We start from the raw sequence: 20,295 nt of genomic DNA, 5'->3' as shown, positions 1-20,295 counted from the left end.
TATCGGGGGGGGGTGGCAGCTACGTTGCCGCGGTCAGGTGGTTGCGGTCGTGCGCTCGGTGGCTGGGGTGGACTCCATGGATCGCAGGTACACGCGGCGGCCACGGAACCAGGTCTCTTGCACGCGGGTGCCGGCGATGTCTGCGGGGTCGACGACGAACGGGTCTCGGTCGATCACGGCGAAATCGGCCGATTTCCCGGGCTCGAGCGAGCCGGTCACGTGGTCGAGCCCGGCGGCCTCCGCGCCGTTGATCGTGAACACGCGCAACGCCTCGGCAACGGTCAGCGCCTGCTCGGGCCACAGCGTCCCCGGATACTCGTTCGTCGGGTCGGCGCGCGTGACGAGCCCCGCGATGCCCTCCCAGAGGTTCGGCGAGGGGCACACGGGCCAGTCCGACCCGCCCGCGACGAGCACGCCGAGGTCGGTGAGGGCGCGGTTCGGTTGCATGCGGCGCGCGCGATCCTCGGGGAGGACCTCGGCAATGGCCTTCGGGATCTCACCCGGGTACCAGAGGAACGGCGAGATCTCGGCGATCACGCTGAGGTCGCGCATGCGTACTCGGTCGTCCTCGCTCACGAACTGCCCGTGAGCGATCTGGAAACGGGTGCTCGTGTATCCCTCGGACCGGAGCACCTCGATGGCGTCCAGGCAGGCGCGGACGCTCGCGTCGCCCGTGCAGTGCACCTTGACCGAGCGCCCGGCATCGGCGTACCCGCGGAGCATCCCCACCAGTTTCTCGTGCGGGTGGAACACGTCGCCACGATGGTCGTGTCCGTGCTGCGGGGTCGGCAGGTAGGGGTCGAGGAAGGCAGCGGTGCGCGCGGGCGGAACGCCGTCCATGTGCAGCTTGACCCAGTCGGTGCGCAGCAGATCGGACTCGACGTCGCGCGCGAGCCGGTCGAGGTCTTCCGCGCTCATCGCGTTCTGGTCGAGGGAGCCGGCGAACAGCAAACAGCACGAGACTCGGCCGATGAGCTTGTCTTCCTGCTCCATGCGGTGCAGCGTGCGCAGCTCTCGTGCCTCCGCCACGGCTTCCTGCAGGCCAGTCACGCCCATCGCGGAGTACATCTCCCACGCCTTCTGGCTGTACACCATCCAGTCGGTCTCTGACTCCGACGAGTGCGCGTCGCGCGCGGCCCTGATGGGCAGCACGGCCCGCTCGAGCAGCACGCCGGTGGTCTCGCCCGTATCTGCGTCGAGCACCGTGCCCTCGGCGAGATCGTCACCGCCCTCGAGCGGAATTCCGGCGAGTTCAAGGGCCGCGGTGTTGGCCCAGTTGTTGTGGTGGCTGTCGTCGAACAACACGACGGGATGGCCGTGCGAGACCGCATCGAGCCGGCGGCGGGCGGCAACTGTGGAGAGCTGTTCGAGCAGCGAGCTCCCCCAGCTCCCACCCATGATCCACTCCCCGTCGGGGGCCTCGCTTGCCCACGCGTCCACGGCCTTGAGGACCTCGTCGACCGAGGCGCTCGTGGGAAACCGCAACTGGCTCAGCTCGGTCGCGCCGCCGATGAGGTGGTGTGAGTGCGCGTCGAAGAGGCCTGGGACCACGACCGCGCCGTGGAGATCGCGCACCTCGGTCTCGGGCCCGATGAGCGCATCCAGCTCTCGGTCATCGGAGCGGGCGATAGCGAGCACCGTCCCGCCGGCGACGGCGAGGCCGCGCGCGGGGGTGTCGTCATGCGATGCGAGCGGATAGACGCGCGCGTTGCGAAGTATGAGATCTGCAGTTTCGGCCATCGTTGATGGTCACCTCCGGGTGTTCACGATTGCGTTTCCGGTTGGGCCGCGCAGCGCACGCGAGCCCCCCGTGATATGGGACTGTTTACTTAACTGATGCCGACCGGATGGGCTCGTCGACAAGGGGCGGAGCACTGCCCCCGCCGGCGGCCTCGGCGAGGAGACCGGCGACGTGGATCGCCGTGAGGTCGTCGCATTCGGCCGCCGCCACCTGTGCCCCGACGGGCAACCCCGCGTCGTCGAGGCCGACAGGCGCGATCGTGGACGGCAGGTACGCGACGCCCGTGATCCCCGGCCAAACTCGCAGGTCCGGCAGGTTCGGGCGCAGCACGCCGTCGTTGTCGTATCGGCGTTCGAGGGGCGGTCGGTCGAGATCGTGCGGATGCGCCTGAACGGGAGCGACGGGCGTCACGAGCGCGTGCACGTCCGAGAAGTAGTCGTCCCACTCCTCGCGGAGCCTGCGCCGCGATTCGTCGAGTCGCAACCATTCGCGGTGCGTCATGCCCGCGGCCCGTGCGTGCAGCTTCCACAGCCAGCCGACGCCGCCGAGTCCGGACTCGGACTCGGTTTCAGCCTCAGCCTCGGCCTCGAGGGAGGCGATCCGTTCACGCCAGGCGGCCTCGGGCATGGTGCCACTGAGACCGATGAACGACAGCGTCTCGAAGAGCTCGCAGAGCGCTGGCACGGGCCTGGGCAGCGGTTTCTCGACGATCGTCACGCCTCGTGCCCGAAGTGCCGCGAGGCCTTCCTCCAGCACTCGGCGCGTCTCCCGAGAGGTCGGCACGAAGGGGTCGTCGAGCAGCACCGACACGACGAGGTCGGAGGCATCGCGGACCCGCGGCGGTGGCAGGGTCGCGGTCCAGGCGCGCCGGTCAGGCGCGAGCGGGCCCACGAGCACGTGCATGATGAGGGCGAGGTCGCCGGCCGCACGGGCCACGAGGCCCGTCGCGCCGATATCGATCGCCGTGTCCAGCGGCAGGCCCGAATTCTCGGGCCGCAACGGGTCGCGCGTCTGCGGGACGAGCCCCCACGTCGGCTTGTGGCCGAAGACGCCATTCCAGGCTGCCGGCGTGCGGACCGATCCTCCCATGTCGGCACCGAGGTCGAACGCGGCCATGCCGGTCGCCACGGCGACGGCCGAGCCCCCGGATGACCCTCCCGCGGTGCGTTCGAGATCCCACGGATTCCGCGTGAGCCCGAACAGCTCGTTCCACGTCTGCCCGTCCTTGCTGAACGCCGGCAGGTTCGTCTTGCCGAGAAGCACGACGCCCGCGTCGCGGAGCCTCGCGACCACTTCGCTGTCGTGGGCGGCGACGCGCGTCGCGAACGCCGCATGCCCATCGGTCGTCGGTTGGCCGGCGATGTCGTGGGTGTCCTTGACGGTGGCCGGGATGCCGTCGAGCGGGCCGCGGGCGAGCCCCCGCGCGCGCCGCTCATCGGACGCCTGCGCTGCCGCCAGCGCGGCCCCCCGATCGACATGCACGACCGCGCCCAACAGCGGGTTCAACCGGTCGATCGTGGCGATGCATTGACGCACGATGTCGACGCTCGTCGTGAGCCCTTCGCCGAGCGCCGATGACAGGGCTTCCGCGCTCTCGAGTGCCACCGCCGTGCCGGTCACGCGTGCGCCTCCAGCTCGAGGAATCTGCGGCGTTCCGCACGCCGGACGGCCTGTTCATCGGGGTCGGGCAGAGGCGAGCTCATCCACAGCTTGCGCGTGTAGGGATGCTCGGGTTCGGTCGTGACGCGTTCCGCGACATCCTGTTCGACGATCTCGCCGCGGTAGATCACGGAGATGTCGTGGCTGACGTGCCGGACGACGGCGAGGTCGTGGGAGATGAAGAGATACGAGACGCCGGTGTCTTCCTGAATCTCGACGAGGAGTTCGAGGATACGCGCCTGCGTCGTGAGGTCGAGCGCCGAGACGGGTTCGTCGCAGACGATCAGCTCAGGCCCGAGCGCGAGCGCGCGGGCGATCGCGAGGCGCTGCCGTTGGCCGCCCGAGAACTCGTAGGCGTAGCGGCGCATGCTCTCGGCCGGGAGGTGCACCCGATCGAGGAGTTCGTGGATGCGGGTGCTGGCAGCGTCTCTCGTGCCGCCCTGCGCGCGGAGGGGCTCGGTGAGGAGCTGCTCGACCGTCATCGCCGGGTTCAATGACGAGTACGGATCTTGGAACACCACCTGCACGCGGGACGCGAGTCGCCGGCGGTCAGACACGGTCTTGCGCCGGATGGGCTCGCCCTTCAGGAGGATCGTGCCACGCGTGACCGGCGCAAGACCCAGGATTGCCCGTCCAAGCGTCGTCTTCCCCGATCCCGACTCGCCGACGAGACCGTGGGTCTCGCCGGCCCGGATCGTGAGATTCACGCCGTGCAGGACTTCGATCGGTTTGGCGCGAAGGCCGCGTCCGGGGTAGGCAACGGCCAGGTCGGACACGTCCAGCGTTGTGGACTCAGACATGGGCGATACCTCGCTCCGTCGCAGCGGGCCGCCGGGGGGTGATCAGCGGCGGCTTGTTCTCGACCATCGCGCCGAGCAGGGCGCGCGTGTAGGGGTGGCTCGGGGACCGGAGCACGGTCCGCACGTCGCCGCGTTCGACGATCATGCCCTTGCGCATGACCGCGACCTCGTCGCACAGGTCCGCCACGACCCCGAAGTTGTGCGTCACGAGCAGCATGGTCATGCCATTCTCGCGCTGCAGGTCGCGAAGGAGATCGAGCACCTCGGCCTGCACGGTCACGTCGAGCGCGGTCGTGGGCTCATCGGCCACGAGCAATTCCGGTTCGCACGAGATGGCGCCGGCGATAAGGACCCGCTGCGCCATGCCTCCCGAGATCTGGTGCGGGTACGAGTCGTAGACCCGCTGCGGGTCGGTGATGCCGACGCGATCGAGCAGCTCGAGTGATCGCGTCTTGGCGTCTGCGGACGAGAGCCCCAACACCGCCCTGAGCGGCGTGTGCAGCTGGTAGCCGATCTTGAACGACGGGTCGAGGTTGACGAGCGGCTCCTGTGGAATGTAGGCGATGTGGCGGCCGAGCAGCTCGCGGCGCTCGGCCCTGCTACGGCCCATAAGGTCGTCGCCGTCGAGCTCGATCCGGCTCCCCTCGAGCACGGTCCCGCCCGACGGCAGCAGACCGAGCACCGACAGGATGGTCTGCGTCTTTCCGGAGCCCGATTCGCCGACGAGGCCGAGCACCGTGCCCGCATGCAGGTCGAGGTCGACGCCGTGCACCACCTCGGTCATACCGCTGTCGTTGTGATAGCCGATCCGCAGGTCGCGAATCGCCAGCTTCACGGGGGCTGGGTCCGCAGCGCCTCCCGCGACCTCCGGTTGATCGGCGCCGAAGATGATGCCAGTCGTGGCTCCTGTCGTCGGGCGCTGCCGCTTCGGCTCTGGCCGGCCGAAGGCGTCGGTGAGCGCGTTGCCGCCGAGCACCGCGGCCGCGCAGAACAACCCGACGGCGAGCGTCGGCCACAGGATCTGCGTGGGATCGCTGTAGACCTCGCGGAAGCCGTTGTTGAGCATCGAGCCCCACGTACGTGTGTCTTGGCTGCCGATGCCGAGGAACTCGAGACCCGCCTGCATCGCGATCGCGAGCGCGCTCATGAACGCGGCCTGAATGATGATCGGCCCGCGCACGACACGCAGAATGTGCGAGCCGATGATGCGACCGGTCGAGAGGCCGTTCACCCAGGCCGCGTCGACATAGAGCTCGCCGCGCACGCCCGACGTCGCCGCCCGCACCACCCGGTAGATGGCGGGGCTGAGCATGACGCCGAAGACGCCCATATTGAGCGCGAGCGAAGGACCGACGAGCCCGCGGACGACCAGCAGCACGAGGATGGCCGGAATTGCCATGAGCAGGTTCGCCACCCAGTCGGTGACGTTGTCGAACCAGCGCCCGCGCGAGTAGCCCGCCATGAGACCGGACGGGATGCCGATCGCCATCGATACGCCGACGGCGATCAGCATGCCGAACAGGCTCTCGGGCGTGGCGTAGATGAGTTCGCTCAGGATGTCGCTGCCGCCGCGGTCGAGCCCGAGCGGGTGCTCGGCGCTCGCCGGGCCCATCGACTGCGTGACGTCGGACCAGCCTTGCGGCCACGGCGCGATGAGCGGACCGAGGATCGAGACGAGCACCACGACGAGCAGCACGAGCGCGGTGAACCACGCCCGCGGGTCGCGCACGAGACGCCGGAGTACCCGATCGCCTCTGGTCGCCTTGGCTGCGGATGCGGGAGCCTCTGCGGCGGGAGCGGTCATGTGAGGGCCACCTTCGGATTGAGGAGGGCGATGACGAAGTCGGTGACGATGTTGATGGCGAAGACGATGAGCGAGAGGGCCAAGAGGATGCCCATGACGGTCGGCAGGTCACCTCGCGGCGTAAAGCTGATCGCCGAGGCGCCGAGCCCCGGCATGGCGAAGATCTGCTCGGCGATGACGGCACCGCCGAGCAGGCCGATCGCCTGCAGCGCGAGCACCTGGAAGCTGACGCCCGTGGCGTTCTTCAGCACGTTCGTCCAGACGATTCGCCGCTCGCTGAGGCCGCGACTGCGCAGCGTGCGGACGAAGTCCTTGTCGACGATGTCGATTACCGACCGCCGCATCTGCTGCGTGACGCCGGCGACCACGCCGAGACACAGCGATGCGACCGGCAGGATGAGGGAGGCCGCCCACCCCGCGGGGTCGCGATCGAGCGGCACGTAACCCGTCGGCGGGAGCCAGCGCAGCTGCACCGAAACCACCAGGATGAGCGCGAGCGCGAGCAGGAACGGCGGGATGATGAAGCCGGTGACGGTCACGAGCTGCACGACACGGTCGACCCAGCCGCGCCGCACGCCGGCGAGCAAGCCGAGCGACACCGCGATGAGCAGGGAGATGACGATTGCACCGAGCACGAGGCTGAGCGTGACGGGTACGCGACCGGCCACGAGCTGCGAGACGGGCTCGGGAGCAAACCAGGCGACACCGAGGTCACCGCGCAGTGCGCCGAGGAGCCAGTTCAGGAATCGCAGGAGCACCGGATCGTCGAGTCCGAGTTCGGTGTTTTTCGCCTCGAGCTGCTCGTCGGACGCGCCGGGTCCCAGGATGCTCAACGCGACGTTTCCGGTGAGCGACGACATCATGACGTAGCCGAGCAGGAGCGTTGCGAGGAGCATGGAGAGGCCGAGCGCCAGGCGCTTGCCCATGAATTTGAATATGTACATTAGCCCACCGGGGTCCAGTCGAGAACGGAGGGGAAGCCGACGCAATCGGCCGGCATCGTGACCTTCGAGGGGTCGGACAGAATGGACGGGCGACCGTGGGCCCAGACGTTCGACCACGCCTGCTCCGTGAGATACGCGTTGAGGTCCTTGGCGATGGCGGGGCGGTCTGCGTCGTCGGCGAACTGGTAGTCGGTCATCTTGGCGATGCCCTCGTCGTCCGTCACTTCGAACGGGTTCCATGACCCGTTCGGGTCGAGCTGCTGTGTCATCGTCATCCAGCTCGAGGCGAGTCCGAATGATTGCAGCGACGCCGCATACTTCCCGGAGAGCACCGCCGGACCGACCTCTTCTGGCGGGATCTGGTCGTACTCGACCGTGATGCCAACGGCGCCGAGTTGCTCTTGGACCGCGTCGGGCAGGCCGGGGCCCCAGTTGATGACGTGCGGCATTGTCAGTGTGAAGCCGTCGGCATAGCCCGCCTCCGCGAGCAGTTCCCTCGCGGCATCCGGGTTGAACGGGTAGCGCTCGTCGAGCGACGGGTCGTACGCGTCGGAGGATTCGCTGAAGAGCTGCCGGCTCGGTGTGCCGACCTTCACTCCCCCGAGAAACGCGTCGATGAGCGACGCTGCATCGATCGCGTGGTTGATCGCCTGTCGCACCCGGACATCGGCGAGTGCGGGCTGGATCGTGCCATCGAGGTCGAAGAAGGCGATGCCGACCGTCGCCGGGGAGAACACCGTCCGCTTGGAGCCGGTGGACTCTGCTTCGTCCGCGGCCTGCGGATCGAGCAGCAGGGCCGCCTCGACCTGACCGCCCTTGAGGGCATTGAGCGCCGCGGTGCCGTCCATGACGGAGGCGATGACCGTCCCGTACGTCAGGTCCTTCCACGTGTCCGGGTTCGCCGCGAACTGCCATTCCGAACCGGACATGGAGTTCGCGCCATCGAGCACGTACGGGCCGGACCCGACCGGCTCCGTCTCGATCGTGCCGGCCTCGATCGATGCAGGAGCGGCGATGTAGCCGATATACGACGCGAGGTCTTCGAGGAACGACGGGTCAGGGGCAGAGAATCCGACTTCGACGGTGTCGTCGTCGACGGCGGCGATGCTCTCGACGAGGGCGAGCTCGGCCGTCCCCGGGCCGTTCGCATCGCGGTAGTGCTCGAGGTTGGCGACGATGGCGGCGGCGTCGACGGAGGTTCCATCGGTGAAGACCTGGCCGGTGCGGAGCTCGAGGGTCAGCGTCGTCTGGTCATCGTCGTAGCTCCACGATTCGGCGAGGCCCGGCTCAAGCTCGCCATCCGCCGTGCGCGTGACGACGGTGTCGTAGACGAGGTTGTAATAGAACGCGTTGCCCATGTAGTCGCCGACGGCGGGGTCCCACGAACTCGGCTGAAAGAGCGACGCGAATCGCACCGTCCCCGTCGGTCCATCACCGCTCGTCTCAGCGACAGCACCCCCACCGCACGCCGTGAGCGCAAGTACTGCAGCAAGTGCGAACGCACCGGCAACAGGTGTTCTGCGTCCGTTCATGGTTCCTCTCCATACGAGCCGGGTGCCCCGTGTCGCGTCGGGCCCGTGGCTCAGAGTTATGTAAGTAGTTAGTGAATCCAGATTATTGAGCGGCTGCTCAATTTGGGTTTCGCGGACGTTTCTGTTGTGTATCCGCCCGGTCATCCCCCGCCGAACCGCTCCGTCCGACGAGGGGAGGCGCGCAACGGCGCGCGCATCCCTCGCCACTATATTGAGCGATAGCTCAATCCACAATGAAGTACCGCGAGTACCCGTCTCGTCAGCGAGGCGCTGCCACGGACCCGACGGCCACATCGGCGAGATACACCGTCTCACCCGCGACGACCGTCTCGACGACCTTCGTGCCACCGAGCTCCCGAGGATCGACGGTGAACGGGTCGCGATCGATAACGACGAAGTTGGCGGCCTTCCCCACCTCGATCGAGCCGATGACGTCGTCGAGTCGGGCCGCTTTCGCGCCGTTGATGGTGAAGATGCGCAGAGCCTCTTCAACCGTCACGGCCTGCTCCGCCCACAGCTGTCCGGGGAAGTGCTCGAGCGGGTCTTCGCGCGTGACGAGACCACCGATTCCCTCCCAGGCGTTCGGCGTCGGCACGACCGACCAGTCCGAGCCGCCGGCGACGAGCACTCCCAGGTCGAGCAGTTCGCGGTTGGGTTGCATTTTCGACGCGACGTCCTCCGGCAGCACCGCCGCGATCGCCTGCGGGATCACGCCCGGGTACCAGATGAACGGCGAGATCTCAGCGACGACGTCGAGCTGGGCCATGCGCCGCCGGTCCTCCGGCGCCACGAACTGTCCGTGCGCGATCTGGTAGGTGAGCGTCGAGCCCTCGTTGCGCATGACCTCGAAGGCGTCCATCGCGACCCGAACACCCCAGTCTCCGGCGCAGTGGATCTTCGTCGACCGCCCCTGCGCTCGATAGCCGCGAAGCAATTCGGTCAGTTCATCGACCGAGTAGTAGACGAGGCCGTGGTGATCGTGACCGTGTTCGGGCGTTGGGAGGTACGCGGGGATCATGCCGGCGGTCTGGGTCGGCGGGACCCCGTCGACGGCGAGCTTCGTGAAGTCGGTGCGGACGCGATCGCTCGCTCGCTGCCGCGCGTAGCGGTCCCACTCGTCCGTCGCCAGATCCTTCGGGGCGAACAGGCCGTGCACGCCCAGGCAGCACGAGACCCAGCCCTTCAGATCGCCGTCCTCGTGCACCGCGACGATCGCGTCGAGCGACTCCCTGTCGACCCCGGCGTCCTGAATGCCCGTGATGCCGAACGAGTGCAACAGCTTCCACGTGGTACGAACGTAGCCCTTCCGGTCCTCCAGCGTCTCGGTCTCGGACGACGCGTGCGCCTCGCGCAGGGGCGCGCTGGCATGCTCGAAGAAGACGCCTGCGGTCTCCCCCGTCTCCCGGTCGACCACCGTGCCCTCGATCAGCTCGCCGCTCCCGTCGAGCGGGATGCCGGCGGCGACGAGCGCCGCCGTGTTCGCCCAGGCGTTGTGGTGGCTGTCATCGCTCAGCAGCGCCGGGTGCCCATGCGACACCTCGTCGAGGCGGCGCCGTGCGTCTGCCCGCGATACGTCCGGCACGAGCGTGCTGCCCCAGCCGCTCCCGATGATCCACGCACCATCGGGGAGCTGCTCGGCCCACGCGTCGACCGCGGCGAGCACCTCATCGAGCGATGAACGCGACGAGAGCTGCAGCTCGCGCGTCAGCATGCGCCCGCCGTAGACGTGGTGGATGTGGTCGTCGAAGAGACCGGGCACGATCGGCGCCCCATCGAGGTCTCGCACAACCGTGTTCGGCCCGATGTGCGCAGCGAGCTCGGCGTCATCCGCGACGACGGCCGCGAAGACGCCATCGCGCACGGCGAAGCCTGTCGCGTACGCCAACTCCCCGCTCGCCGCGGTAAACACCTTCGCCCCGCGAACCACGAAGTCGGCCTCGATGCGGTCGTTCATATCGCGCTCCCCATTGTCGCTCTCGATCGCTGCGCTGACGTCAGTCGCCATGACGATCGCCGCTGCAGCCGACGCCATCGAGTGGCGCCCGTGTGACAGAATGCCACCGAATGAGAATTAAGTAAATCTTTACGGAGGCCTCGATGTCAAATATCATCCTGGTTCACGGCACGTACGCCGGCGGGTTCATGTGGAACACCGTTGCGGCGCTGCTCCGCGAGAAGGGCCACGCCGTGTGGACGCCGACCCTCACCGGCGTCGGCGAGCGAACCCACCTGCGCGGGCCCCACGTGGGGCTCCAGACGCACATCACCGACATCGAGAACGTGCTGTACTACGACGACATCACCGATGCCGTCATCCTCGGCTTCAGCTACGGCGGCATGGTGCTGGCGGGGCTAGGGCGCGATGCGGTCGAGCGCGTGCGGTCCGGCATCCTGCTCGACGCGGCCCTCCCCGAGGACGGCGAGTCGATGCACGACGTCTACGCGCACGTCGGCACCGACACGCTGCCGCCAGAGGTCGCCGAGTTGCACGCGCAGCCGGAGAAGCCCCTAGACGCTCCCGACCTGCAGGTGCCGCCGTGGGCCGCCGGCAATCCGCGCTTCTCGCCCATGCCGATCAACTGCCACTGGGATCGCGTCAAGCTCGGGCCGCTCTTCACGAGCCGACCGAACACCTACATCGAGGCCACCAGGTGGTCGATGAACCGGCGCTGCGCCGAGCGGGCCGCTGCACTCGGGTGGACGGTCGTCGGCGTCGATTCGGAGCACGGTGTCATGGACAGCGACCCGCAGGGGTTGAGCGAGCTCATCGACCGCAGCGCCCGCGAGACGCGGCCGAACGTCGCCGACGTCGCGTAGTCGAACCGTCGCCGGCGCGTTCGCATTACTGCGTCTCGGCGGGCGCGTCGCCACCCCCGGCAACGAGGCGGCCGAGCACCGTCAAGAACGCACCGAACTCCTCCGCGAACTCCGCACTCTCCGGGTCGATCCCCGTCGCATACCTTGCCAGCGAGGGGAAGGCGTACGGCGCCCTGGTGAGCGCGTGCATCACGAAGTACAGCATGGCCGCGTCGATCTCGGCCGGAAGCCTGCCGGCCGCCTGCGCGGCTCGCAGCAGTTCGATACGCGCCTCGGCCTGGCTCCGGCGCTCGCCGAAGTTGGCGAGGTCGGCGTCGGTCGTGGCACTCTCGAGCTCCTCCCACTCGAGGAGGCGGATGAACCTCGGGTTCGGCGTCTTCGTCCCGAAGAGGGCCCGGAACGGGTCGGCCGCGACATCGTCGATCGACACCCCCTCGAGCGAGTCATCGTTCGCGCTGATCACGTACGCGTTCACCGCTTCGTAGAGGCCCCGCTTGTTGTCGAACCAGTAATAGATCATGCGAACGTTGGCCCCGGCGCGCTTCGCGATCGTTTCGACTCTCGCTCCCGCAATGCCCTTCATCGCGAATTCATCGAGTGCGGCTTCGAGAATCCGCTTACGGGTCGACCCCTCGTCCGTTTCCATATTCGCCCGATCGTACCAGCGGCTCCGACTTCGAGTTCGATGATCAGAACTGAAGGCGCGACCCTTCCGTCAGCTCATCCAATTCCCCGAACGGATTCTCGGTCACCCGGCTCGTGACGTCGAATGCCATCGCGGATCGGGCATTCGGCTCCCACGTCGGCCACGTGGGAATGCCTGAGTGGTCCGGGCTGCCCGTGCGCATGAACGCGAGCCACGCCTCGCTCATCTGATCCGCGAGGAGCTGTGGCTCATCGCCCTCCCCCACGAACGCGCGGGCGCGGTCGACGTTGTCGAACACGAGCGGCAGATCGAGCGCATGCGTCGTCCGGTAAATGCCGTCACCGACGGGCGTCTCCCACTCGACCTGATAGCAATACACGGGAGCGTCCCCCAGCGACTTCATATCGGCGATGCGCTTGTAGTCGCGGATCATCTGCACCGACACCATCGCCGAAGACAGGTGCCCGGGTGAATAGTCGGGAAAGGCGCGCCGGAGCGCGTCGACGACCCGGTCCGCGGTAGCACCGAACATCGTCGAGGCGGCCGCGAGGAAGTCCGATTCGCTCATGCGCACGAATCCCGGGTCGCGTTCGACGAGCATGAGGTTCCACTCGTCCTTCATCCATCCCATGAGGACGGGCACGTCCGAGATGATCCCGGAGGCCGTGCCGTCGTCATACGGGTGCGCCGGCACGATGACGCCGTCGCGCGTCGGGCCGAGCAGTTGCGCGAGGTCCTCCTGAAAGGCGCTCGCGGCCCGGATGCGTTCCACCTCGACGTCACCCTGCGCCTCATACGAGATGATCGTCGATTCGAGCAGCTCCGTTGCCGGGAGCGCCGCGAGGGCCTCCGGCGTCACCTCATCGACGCCCGCCGCCGCGAGGATCCTGTCGGTTACCCCACGTATCGCGTCGCCCTCGCGAAGTCGCGCATGCGCGCCCGACTGCATGATCGCCTTGTGAAACAGCCCCGTCGCCGACGGCATGGCCATGAGCGCGTTGACCTTCGCGGCACCGCCGGACTCGCCCGCGATCGTCACGTTGTCCGGGTCTCCCCCGAATGCCGCGATGTTCGTGCGGACCCAGCTCAGGGCGTGCACGAGGTCTTGCTGGCCGACGTTGACGGCGTCGTCGTAGTGCGGGTGCGTCCCGACGAGGTTGAGATATCCGAACAGGTTCAGCCGGTGATTGACCGTCACGATCACGGCGTCTCCCCGCGCAGCCAGCCTGGCGCCGTCGTAGAGCGGCTCACTGCCGGCGCCGTAGGCGAACCCGCCGCCGTGAATCCAGAACAGCACCGGCCGCTTCGCGCCGTCGGTCGCCGGCGTCCACACGTTCAGCCAGAGGCAGTCCTCGCTATTGATCTTCACGAGGCCGCCGATCGGCATGACGACCATCTGGGTGAGCGCGAAGTCGCTGCGCGGGGCCGTTTCCGGCCCACGTACGCCCTGCATGGCCGGTGCGCCGTAGTGGATCGCTTCGGCGGTCTCAGTCCACGGCCGCGGGTCGACCGGGGGCGTGAAGCGCCGCAGCCCCGTCGGCGCTGCTGCGTACCTCATGCCGAGAAACCGGTGGATGCCGTCGACGACGAGCCCCTGCACCGGTCCGAGATGCGTTTCGACGACGGCGCTCGGCTCGATGCGCTCGCCGTGAGGTCCGGTGAAGACGTAAGTGCCTGACATGTGCTGCTCCGATTCTTCGGGGTGGATGGAGGGGGTTGTGCGGACCGGGCAACGCGGATGCCGTCACGGGTCGATCGAGCGGCGCGTCAATCGTCGCGCCCCGGGACAGGAAGGAGGCGCGTGAAGCGCGCGAAGATCGCGGCGGCGAGGTGAGCGGCAGCGAGCGCGCCGAAGACGGCGAGGGCGGTCGACGTCGCGTTCCCTGGCGATGCGGCGCCCGCCGCCGTCTGACTCGAGGCGCCGACCGCCGCCATCATGCCGGCGGCGGCGGCGATGCCCGCCACCCCGGACAGCTGCCTCGTCGACTGCAACAGGCTCGACGCATCCCCGAGGTTGCGTTGCGGGATCGAGGAGAAGCCGACCGTCTGCGAGGTGAGGGTCGACACGAAACCGCCCGCACCGTAGACGGCCGTCGCGACGGCGACCAGCCACACCATCCCACCCGCGAACCCGGCGACGACGCCGGCGAGGCACACCACCATGGCCAGTTGCGAGCCGCAGAACATCGCGTTGGCGCCGACCCGCATCAGCAGGCGCTGCCCGATGCGTCCGCCGATCACCGGACCGGCCGCCTGGCACGTCGTGACGATCCCGGCGGCGAGGGCCGCAAGCCCGAGCTGGGTCTGCAGGAGGAGTGGCAGCGCGAAGCTGAAGCCCTGGAACGCGAGGAAGCTGAGGGCGAGGATCAGCACGCACCTCGCGTACACCGGCGAGCGAAGGAGCGAAACGTCGAGGAAGGCGCGCTCCCCCAGCCTGAGCTCGAGGGCAACGAGCGCGGCGATGACGAGGGCCGATCCGCCCAGCGTGCCGAGCGTCATGGCACTTGCATCGCCCCGCGAGAGGCTGTTGAGGGCGTATGCGAGGCCGCCGAAGCCGACGATCGTCATCGCGGCGCCCGCGAGATCGATGCGCCGCTCCTGCCGCTCGTCGGGCTCGCGGGCGAACCGCCAGGCGATGACCATCGCGAGCAGGCACATGGGCAGATTCAGCAGAAAAATGCCGCGCCAGTTGAAGAACTCGACGAACATCCCGCCGACGACGGGCCCGAGTGCGGGTGCGAAGGCGATGGGGATGCTCGTGAGGACGCCGATGCGAAGGCGTTCGGTTCGCGGGAAATTGCGATAGAGCAGCCCCATCGCGAGCGGCGCGAGACCACCACCGCCGATGCCCTGCACGACGCGGCCGGCCGTGAGCCACGTGAGATCCTGTGCCGTCGCGCTGACGACCGCGCCGCACACGAACACGGCAAGACTGAACTGGATGACGCGGATCGTTCCGTAGCGCTCCCCCAGCCATCCCGACATGGGGATCAGAACGGCGACCGTCACGAGATAGCCGAGGTTGATGACCGAGGTGTGCGAGGCCGGCACCTCGAACGAGCGGCCGATCGCCACCAGGGCGACGTTGATGCTCGACGTGTCGAGCAGGTTCAGGAACATGCAGAGCATGTACACGGCGACGGACGCCCGCTTCGGCGTGAACCAGCCCGCGCCGCGCCAGGCCGAACTGGAATCGCCCGTCACGCGTTCGCTTCACGCGCTGCGTCCGCGCCCTCGGTCTGCCCCTCCCCGCGCGCAGGCTCCTCCGCGTCGGCGCCGGTGCGCGAGCGAAGGGCCGCGCTCAGGTGCGAAAGCGTCGCTTCGTACCGTGCCGAGAACTCGGCGGACTGCGGCTCGGCGCCGGTCGCGGTCCGAGCGAGGCCGGGGAACGCGAGCGGCGCGCGCATGAGGGCGTGCAGCGCGAACGACAGCATCCGCGCGTCCAGGTCTGCGGGCAGCCGCCCCTCGGCCTGCGCCGAACGGATGAGCTCGGTGCGTTTCTCGGCGTGCTCGGCGCGGTAGGCCTCGTTAACGACCGGCTCACCGGTGCCGGCGGTCTCGAGCTCCTCCCACTGGATCAGCCGGAGAAAGTCCGAATCGACCCGGCGGCGCCCGAACAGTGCAGCCAACGGGTTCGCCGCGACGTCCGTTGCCGTCACCCCGTCGAGGTTCGCATCGCTGCCGCGGACGCCGTGCGTGCTCACGGCCTCGTGCAGGCCGCGCTTGCTGCCGAAGTAGTAGTAGATCATTCGCACGCTCACCCGCGCCCGATCGGCGATCGCCTGCACCCGCACCCCGGCGACGCCGCGCGCGGCGAACTCCTCGAGCGCGACGTCGAGAATGCGTTCTCGCGTGTCGGTGTTCCCGCGCCCGGCATCCGGTGCCTCGCCCATCGCTCCCCCCTCTGACATCACCGTTGATCGAATGGTCTGCGCGTGAAGGCGCCGGTGCGCGGGCCGAATGCCACGCGCACCGACGCCGACGCGCGGGCGCGCTAGTGACCGGCCGGCACCCACTCAAACACGGGCGGAAAGCCGACCGACGTTGCGGGCAGCGTGATCTTCGCCGGGTCGGAGAGGATCGACGGGTGGCCGTGACCCCATACGTTCGACCACGCCTGCTCAGTCATGTACGCGTTGAGCTCCTGCCCGATCGCCGGGCGGTCGGCCTCGTCGGCATACTGATACTCCGTCATCAGCTCCATCGCCGTCGCGTCCTCGACCGAGAAGGGGTTGTACGCCCCGTCCGGGTCGACCTGCTGCGTCATCGTCATCCAGCTCGACGACAGCCCGAACGACTGGAGCGCCGCTGCGTACTTGCCCGAGTTGATCGAGGGGCCGATCTCCTCCGGCGGCAGTTGGTCGTACTCGACGGTGATGCCGACCTCGGCAAGTTGCGTCTGGATCGCATCGGGAACCCCCGGACCCCATATCAGGACGTAGGGCATCGTGAGCGTGAACCCGTCCGGATACCCGGCCTCGGTGAGCAGCTCGCGTGCGCGCTGAGGGTCGAAGGGATAGGCGTCGTCGAGAGAAGCATCGAAGGCGTCTGAGGACGCCCCGAAGAGCTGTCGGCCCGGCGTGCCGACCTCGGTGCCCCCGAGGAAGGCGTTGATGAGCGCTTCGGCGTCGATCGCGTGATTGATCGCCTGCCGGACGCGGACGTCGGCGACTTCCGGCGCGATCGTCCCGTCGCGGTCAAAGAACGCGATGCCGAGGGAGCTCGGCGCGAACAGCGAGCGATCGTACCCGCTGTCTTCGGCCTCCTCGGCGGCCTGCAGGTCGAGCAGCATCGCGAGATCGGCCTGCCCGCCCTTCAGCGCGTTCAGCGCGGCGGTCGCGTCCATGATGGACGCGACGAGCGTCGCGTACGGCGGCTCCGTCCAGGTCTCGGGGTTCGCGTTGAAGGTCCACGTCGACCCGCTGGTCGAGTTCGCCGCGTCGAGCACGTACGGGCCCGAGCCGACCGGATCGGTCTCCAACGTGCCGGATTCGATCGCCGCTGGGGACGCGACGAAGCCGATGTACGACGAGAGGTCTTCGACGAATGACGGGTCGGGGGCTGTGAATCCGACCTCCACCGTGTCGCCGTCGACGGCTTCGATGCGCTCGACGAGCGCGAGCTCGGCCGTCCCCGGCCCGTTGGCGTCTCGGTAGTGTTCAAGATTGGCCACGATCGCGTCGGCATCCACGGGCGTGCCGTCGGTGAACGCCACGCCCTGCCGGAGCTCGAGCGTCAGCGTCGTCTGGTCGTCGTCGTAGGTCCACGACTCGGCAAGCCCAGGCTCGAGCTCTCCGGCGGCCGTGCGTGCGACCACGGTGTCGTACACGAGCCCGTAGTAGAAGGCGTTTCCCATGAAGTCCCCGATGGCCGGGTCCCACGACGACGGCTGGAACAGGGTCGCGAACGTGACCGTGCCGGTCGGGCCATCGCCCTCAGCGGCATCCGTCTCACCTCCCCCGCCGCAGGCGGTCAGCGTGAGCGTGACGGCGAGGCCGAGGCCGAGGGTTTTCGACGTGCGTCTCATCATTTCTCTCCATCGATCGGGGGGTTACGGAGTTCGTGCACGCATTCGCCGGCGACGTAGGTGCGCCACGCTCGCGTCGCCGCGATGTCGATCGGGTCGATCGCGAACGGGTCGCGGTCCAGCACCGCGAAGTTCGCCGCCTTGCCGACTTCGATCGAGCCCACGACGTCGTCCATCCGCGCCGCTTTGGCGCCGTTGATCGTGAAAATGCGGAGCGCTTCCTCGAGCGTCACCGCCTGCTCCGGCCACAGCGAGCCCTCGAACGCACCATTGGGGTCGCGGCGTGTGACGAGCCCTGCGATGCCCTCCCATGCGTTCGGCATCGGCACGACCGACCAGTCGGAGCCCCCGGCGACGAGCACACCGAGATCGAGAAGATCGCGATTCGGCTGCATGCGCGACGCGACGTCATCGGGAAGCACGGCGGCGATCGAATAGGGAATGGGACCCGGGTACCAGATGTACGGCGAGATCTCGGCGACGACGTCGAACTCAGCCATGCGCTTGCGATCCTCGGGCGCGACGAACTGGCCGTGCGCGATGTGGTAGCTCAGGTCCGAGCCCTCGGCGCGAAGCATGGCGAACGCGTCGATCGCCACGCGCACCGCCCAGTCGCCCGCGCAGTGGATCTTCGTCGAGCGGCCTGCAGCGCGATACCCCCGCAGCACGTCGGCGAGCTCGTCGGCGGTTCGATACACGATGCCGTGGTAGTCGTGGCCGTGCTCGTCATCGGGGAGATAGGGGCACAACATGCCCGCCGTCCGCGTTGTCGGCACGCCATCGAGCGCGAGCTTCGTGAAGTCGGTGCGGATGCGCTCAGCGGCGACCGTGCGCGCGAAATCGTCGAGCGCGGCGGGGTCGAAGTCGGGCCCGGCCATGATGCCCTCCATGCTGAGGCACGTCGAGACCCAGCCGGGCAGCCGCCCCTCGTCGGCGAGCTGCGCGTAGGCCTGGAGTTCGGGGAGACCCGTCATGGCATCTTGAATCGCCGTGATACCGAACGTGTGGAAGAGGCCCCACGCCGCGAGAAGGTACTCCTTGAGGTCGTCGACCGTGTCTGGCGACGCCGCGTTCGCCGCCTGCCGGACCGGGTCGAGCGCGCGCTCCATCAGCACGCCGGTCGGAGCGCCCGTGTCGGCATCGCGGCCGAATCCGGCGTCTGATTCGCTGCCGTCCACGGCATATCCGGCGGCCGCGAGGGCCGCGCTGTTCACCCAGCCGTTGTGGCCGCTCTCATCGCCGAGCATCACCGGGTGCCCGAAGGAGACGGCGTCAAGCCGTTCACGCGCCGCGGCCGTGAGCTGCGGCGTCAGCGTCGCGTTCCACTTCCCACCGGTTATCCACGCGCCGTCCGGCGCCTCGCGAGCCCGGGTCTCGACGGCCGCAAGGATCTCGTCGAGGCCGGCGACGGGTTGCAGCGCCAGGGATGGGCGGAGCATCTTCTTGCCACCGAAGAACGGATGCACGTGCGCATCGAAGAGGCCCGGGACGACGACGGCTCCGTCGAGGTCGAGCACGTCGGCCCCTGCCGACACCGTGGCGGGTTCATCGCCCGGCGACACCCAGACGTCGGTGAAGACGCCATTGCTGATGCGAAAGCCCGATGCCCACGCCGGCCCGTTCTCGTCGGCGGTGTAGACGCGCCCACCGCGAACGATGACCTCGTTTCCATTCTGATTTGCCATATGCGCTCCGCTCGAAAAAGCCCGCACGCGCAGACGGCGATGCACCCACCTGGAACGACGTCGTTCGCCAGAATGCTCGGGGTACCGATCGCGAATGCTGCGAGGAATTGTTGGCAGCATCCTGGCACTTCTTTCGAATGAAGTAAACCTTTACATTGCACGGTGCGCACCGCCGCGCGAGACCCGTGCACGCAGCGTCAACGCGCGGATGCCGAGCGCCGCCGTTCGAGAGCGAGCGGCGCTAAGGAGCGTCGGGCGCAGTCGCGAGATCGATGCGGGCGATCACGGTGGGCAGCTCGTTGGCCGCGGTCTCGACGGTCTCGACCGACGTGTCCTCGCCGCGGAGGCGCTTGATCGCCGCCCTGAACTGCGCGTCGAGCGCCCACCGCGCGGCAGGCTCGTCGCCGGCACGAAGGGCGGCCAGCAGGTCTCCGTAGCTCGACGAGACGGAGCGTCGCACCGAATAGCCACCGGGGAGGCTGAACGTCGCGATGCGCGTCTCGAGGGCGAGCGTGGCCATGGCGCGGCTCAGGCGATAGCTGCCCGAGGCATCCACCAGGGTCTGATGAAAGGCAAGGTCGGCGTCACCGATCTCGATGGCCGTCTCTCGCCGCATCGCCTGACGGAGGTCGTCGAGTGCGCGCTCGATCGCATCGACGGCCGACGTGCGGCCGTCACGGATGATGCGGGCGGCCGCATGACCCTCGACCGCGAGGCGGGCCTCGTAGACATCGACGACCTCGTCGGCGGTGATCTCACTCACCTTCATGCCGCGGCCTGGCACCGAGGTCAGCACCCCCTCCTGCACCAGCCGCTGCGCCGCCTCGCGCAGCGGACCCCGGCTGACCCCGAGCTGCGCGGCCAGCTCAACCTCCCCGAGCGGAGACCCGACGGGGAGCGCCCCGGTGAAGATCGCCGTGCGCAATTCGGTGGCGATGAGGTGCACCGTCGACGTGCGCGTGAGCCGCAGAACCGGCGGCGGCACACCGGGTCGCGGAACATCGCGTGCCATTCATGCCGCCTTTCCTGGGCCACTGCGTCCGTACCGCCACTGGACCCGCCAAGACCGCGGCTCCACGCCAGCGCCAACCTCGAGTCCCAGGCGTAACGATCAGGTATCGCTGTCAACAATCTGTTCGT

General features: G+C 68.4%; 15 protein-coding genes. 1 reads left to right on the top strand and 14 read right to left on the bottom strand.

The genetic code is table 11. The features are described from left to right. Window positions 1–33: 33 nt before the first annotated feature. The 7 genes from F8O04_RS03690 to F8O04_RS03660 form a co-directional block, all read right to left on the bottom strand. Window positions 34–1,740 carry an amidohydrolase gene (locus F8O04_RS03690; protein WP_158027972.1) on the bottom strand — a complete coding sequence of 569 codons (1,707 nt, stop codon included), beginning with the start codon at window positions 1,738–1,740 and terminating at the stop codon, window positions 34–36. 85 nt (window positions 1,741–1,825) lie between these two features. Next, entirely contained in the window at window positions 1,826–3,361 is a 1,536-nt protein-coding gene (locus tag F8O04_RS03685; protein ID WP_188726290.1) for an amidase family protein, read from the bottom strand. Then, a complete protein-coding gene (locus F8O04_RS03680) occupies window positions 3,358–4,200 on the bottom strand; it encodes an ABC transporter ATP-binding protein (RefSeq protein WP_158027970.1) in 843 nt (280 codons plus the stop codon). The genes F8O04_RS03685 and F8O04_RS03680 overlap by 4 nt, the downstream gene beginning before the upstream one ends. After that, window positions 4,193–6,004, bottom strand: a complete 1,812-nt coding sequence (locus F8O04_RS03675) for a dipeptide/oligopeptide/nickel ABC transporter permease/ATP-binding protein (RefSeq protein WP_158027969.1) — start codon at window positions 6,002–6,004, stop codon at window positions 4,193–4,195. Before F8O04_RS03675 ends, F8O04_RS03680 begins: the two co-directional genes overlap by 8 nt. Further along, complete coding sequence (locus F8O04_RS03670; protein WP_188726291.1) at window positions 6,001–6,930, bottom strand: ABC transporter permease; 930 nt, start codon at window positions 6,928–6,930, stop codon at window positions 6,001–6,003. Before F8O04_RS03670 ends, F8O04_RS03675 begins: the two co-directional genes overlap by 4 nt. 17 nt (window positions 6,931–6,947) lie before the next feature. Then, the gene (locus tag F8O04_RS03665) at window positions 6,948–8,480 is read right to left on the bottom strand and encodes an ABC transporter substrate-binding protein (RefSeq protein ID WP_188726292.1); all 1,533 of its coding nucleotides are present in this window, start codon (window positions 8,478–8,480) and stop codon (window positions 6,948–6,950) included. Between the two features lie 259 nt (window positions 8,481–8,739). Beyond that, entirely contained in the window at window positions 8,740–10,485 is a 1,746-nt protein-coding gene (locus tag F8O04_RS03660; protein ID WP_188726293.1) for an amidohydrolase, read from the bottom strand. Between the two features lie 92 nt (window positions 10,486–10,577). Between F8O04_RS03660 and F8O04_RS03655 the strand changes: the two genes are divergently transcribed. Next, entirely contained in the window at window positions 10,578–11,297 is a 720-nt protein-coding gene (locus tag F8O04_RS03655; RefSeq protein ID WP_158027965.1) for an alpha/beta fold hydrolase, read from the top strand. 25 nt (window positions 11,298–11,322) lie between these two features. On the opposite strand, the gene F8O04_RS03650 is transcribed toward F8O04_RS03655, so the two are convergent. The 7 genes from F8O04_RS03650 to F8O04_RS03620 all read right to left on the bottom strand — a co-directional run bounded on the left by F8O04_RS03650 (window position 11,323) and on the right by F8O04_RS03620 (window position 20,167). Further along, window positions 11,323–11,943: a TetR/AcrR family transcriptional regulator gene (locus tag F8O04_RS03650; protein ID WP_158027964.1), complete on the bottom strand. Its 621-nt coding sequence runs from the start codon at window positions 11,941–11,943 to the stop codon at window positions 11,323–11,325. Window positions 11,944–11,986: 43 nt separating this feature from the next. Then, complete coding sequence (locus F8O04_RS03645; protein WP_158027963.1) at window positions 11,987–13,624, bottom strand: carboxylesterase/lipase family protein; 1,638 nt, start codon at window positions 13,622–13,624, stop codon at window positions 11,987–11,989. An 86-nt stretch (window positions 13,625–13,710) separates the two neighbouring features. Next, window positions 13,711–15,147: an MFS transporter gene (locus F8O04_RS03640; protein ID WP_158027962.1), complete on the bottom strand. Its 1,437-nt coding sequence runs from the start codon at window positions 15,145–15,147 to the stop codon at window positions 13,711–13,713. After that, window positions 15,144–15,854, bottom strand: coding sequence for a TetR/AcrR family transcriptional regulator (locus F8O04_RS03635; protein WP_158027961.1), 711 nt, complete (start codon window positions 15,852–15,854; stop codon window positions 15,144–15,146). The genes F8O04_RS03640 and F8O04_RS03635 overlap by 4 nt, the downstream gene beginning before the upstream one ends. An 83-nt stretch (window positions 15,855–15,937) precedes the next feature. Further along, entirely contained in the window at window positions 15,938–17,470 is a 1,533-nt protein-coding gene (locus F8O04_RS03630; RefSeq protein WP_188726294.1) for an ABC transporter substrate-binding protein, read from the bottom strand. Further along, complete coding sequence (locus tag F8O04_RS03625; protein WP_188726295.1) at window positions 17,470–19,155, bottom strand: amidohydrolase; 1,686 nt, start codon at window positions 19,153–19,155, stop codon at window positions 17,470–17,472. The genes F8O04_RS03630 and F8O04_RS03625 overlap by 1 nt, the downstream gene beginning before the upstream one ends. Window positions 19,156–19,396: 241 nt before the next feature. Next, complete coding sequence (locus tag F8O04_RS03620) at window positions 19,397–20,167, bottom strand: GntR family transcriptional regulator (RefSeq protein WP_158027958.1); 771 nt, start codon at window positions 20,165–20,167, stop codon at window positions 19,397–19,399. Window positions 20,168–20,295 lie beyond the last annotated feature (128 nt).

It is taken from the genome of Pseudoclavibacter endophyticus (assembly GCF_008831085.1).
GTDB classification, from domain to species: domain Bacteria; phylum Actinomycetota; class Actinomycetes; order Actinomycetales; family Microbacteriaceae; genus Pseudoclavibacter; species Pseudoclavibacter endophyticus.
This window is presented reverse-complemented; position numbering and strand designations above follow the sequence as displayed.

Bases quoted from the DNA above. Each gene is read 5' to 3' on its own strand.
- F8O04_RS03660 (WP_188726293.1), bottom strand. From the start codon at position 10,485: ATGGCGACTGACGTCAGCGCAGCGATCGAGAGCGACAATGGGGAGCGC.
- F8O04_RS03690 (WP_158027972.1), bottom strand. From the start codon at position 1,740: ATGGCCGAAACTGCAGATCTCATACTTCGCAACGCGCGCGTCTATCCG.
- F8O04_RS03670 (WP_188726291.1), bottom strand. From the start codon at position 6,930: ATGGGCAAGCGCCTGGCGCTCGGCCTCTCCATGCTCCTCGCAACGCTC.
- F8O04_RS03625 (WP_188726295.1), bottom strand. From the start codon at position 19,155: ATGGCAAATCAGAATGGAAACGAGGTCATCGTTCGCGGTGGGCGCGTC.
- F8O04_RS03620 (WP_158027958.1), bottom strand. From the start codon at position 20,167: ATGGCACGCGATGTTCCGCGACCCGGTGTGCCGCCGCCGGTTCTGCGG.
- F8O04_RS03635 (WP_158027961.1), bottom strand. From the start codon at position 15,854: ATGTCAGAGGGGGGAGCGATGGGCGAGGCACCGGATGCCGGGCGCGGG.
- F8O04_RS03650 (WP_158027964.1), bottom strand. From the start codon at position 11,943: ATGGAAACGGACGAGGGGTCGACCCGTAAGCGGATTCTCGAAGCCGCA.
- F8O04_RS03655 (WP_158027965.1), top strand. From the start codon at position 10,578: ATGTCAAATATCATCCTGGTTCACGGCACGTACGCCGGCGGGTTCATG.
- F8O04_RS03645 (WP_158027963.1), bottom strand. From the start codon at position 13,624: ATGTCAGGCACTTACGTCTTCACCGGACCTCACGGCGAGCGCATCGAG.
- F8O04_RS03630 (WP_188726294.1), bottom strand. From the start codon at position 17,470: ATGAGACGCACGTCGAAAACCCTCGGCCTCGGCCTCGCCGTCACGCTC.
- F8O04_RS03675 (WP_158027969.1), bottom strand. From the start codon at position 6,004: ATGACCGCTCCCGCCGCAGAGGCTCCCGCATCCGCAGCCAAGGCGACC.
- F8O04_RS03680 (WP_158027970.1), bottom strand. From the start codon at position 4,200: ATGTCTGAGTCCACAACGCTGGACGTGTCCGACCTGGCCGTTGCCTAC.
- F8O04_RS03665 (WP_188726292.1), bottom strand. From the start codon at position 8,480: ATGAACGGACGCAGAACACCTGTTGCCGGTGCGTTCGCACTTGCTGCA.